This window comes from Mesorhizobium sp. M2A.F.Ca.ET.037.01.1.1, from assembly GCF_003998075.1.
Lineage (GTDB): Bacteria > Pseudomonadota > Alphaproteobacteria > Rhizobiales > Rhizobiaceae > Mesorhizobium.
The window spans coordinates 1-1216 of the sequence record NZ_RZSA01001407.1; the positions used below are offsets into that span (position 1 = coordinate 1).

Annotated in this window: 1 protein-coding gene and 1 pseudogene; both read right to left on the reverse strand. The window is 60.4% G+C overall.

What is annotated here, in order from left to right; genetic code table 11:
• Positions 1–889: pseudogene (locus tag EOA27_RS37150) on the reverse strand (S9 family peptidase); the annotation flags it as partial.
• The coding region (locus EOA27_RS41730) for a hypothetical protein (RefSeq protein WP_210214201.1) at positions 886–1216 on the reverse strand (331 nt) is incomplete at its 5' end. The pseudogene EOA27_RS37150 and the gene EOA27_RS41730, both read right to left, overlap by 4 nt.

The window sequence follows — 1216 nt, forward strand, 5'->3', positions numbered from 1 at the left end:
GTCCAGCATCGTCCACCCGAAAAAGGAACCTGTCGCCCCAATGCTCGGCATAGACCTCGTACCCAAGTTCACGCTTCACGATCCGGCGCCACTTGCCGCCGGGCTCGTCGGCAGGAAGACCCCACACCTCTGCTGCACCTTGCTGAACGCTGACGGAATAGGTCGTAACTACGTCGAGGAACAACCAAGCGCCGCTATTAGACCGCCGAACCGACACTGCCAGTCGCTCGTTGGCCTCCTCGAACACCACCTCGGAGTACCCGACCTCGACGTCAAAGCGGACAATCTGATCGTGTTGGCGCCGGTCAGTCCGCTCTCGTGTGAAAAAGATCGCGTGATTGTCGGCGGCCCAGACAACCCGCCCGGTACTACCCGGGTCGCGCCAGACGTCACGGCCGTCGGCCATGTCCCGCACTCTCAACTCGTAGCGCTCGTTACCGATGACATCAAAGCTAAACGCGAGGTAGCGTCCGTCGTCGCTCGGCTCGAAGACACCGAGCGACCAGAAGACGTCGGCCCCGGGAATTGTGTTCGGGTCGAGTACAAGCTCGGCCGAGCCTCCGGTCACCGGCCGGCGCCACCACGCCGGATGAGACAGGCCCGGTTCGGGTCTTTGGAAGTACTCGAAAGGTCCAACTTGAAACGATGGCGGGGCGCCCTCGCAAGGCTGACGCCCTTCGATCTCGGCGATGAGCTCTGCCTTGAGCTCTATCAGGTGAGCTGTCGCTTGCTCCGCGTAGCTGTTCTCGGCTTCCAGATATGCGCGGACATCGGGATTGTCCCGGTCGCGAAGCCAGCCATACGAATCCATCGTGACGTTGTCATGAAGAACCCTGATCCGTGGCTCGGCACGGGGAAGCGGCGGTTGCGGGCGTTTGTCTCCCATCATACTGCCCTCAGGTAGGCCACAAGATCGGCGAGGTACGTCATGGGCCACGGGGCGCGACCTGAATCGCAAATACCATCACCATCGTGATGCCCCGCACGAGATAGCTGGCAACAAGTGGTAGCACTCAGCGACTGGTAAAGTTGGTACATCAGATGTTGCTCCCAGTGGATAGCGTGAAAACCGTTATCGAGCGATGGCGAATGAGATTTCCGATTTCTTTCGGCAGAACCGCGTTCGGCGTGTGGCATCGCCGCGGTTGCAACAAAACCGTCGACTTCATTTTGCCAGCCAGCAGGCGGCGATGTGCTGCGGTCCCACGTTAATGGC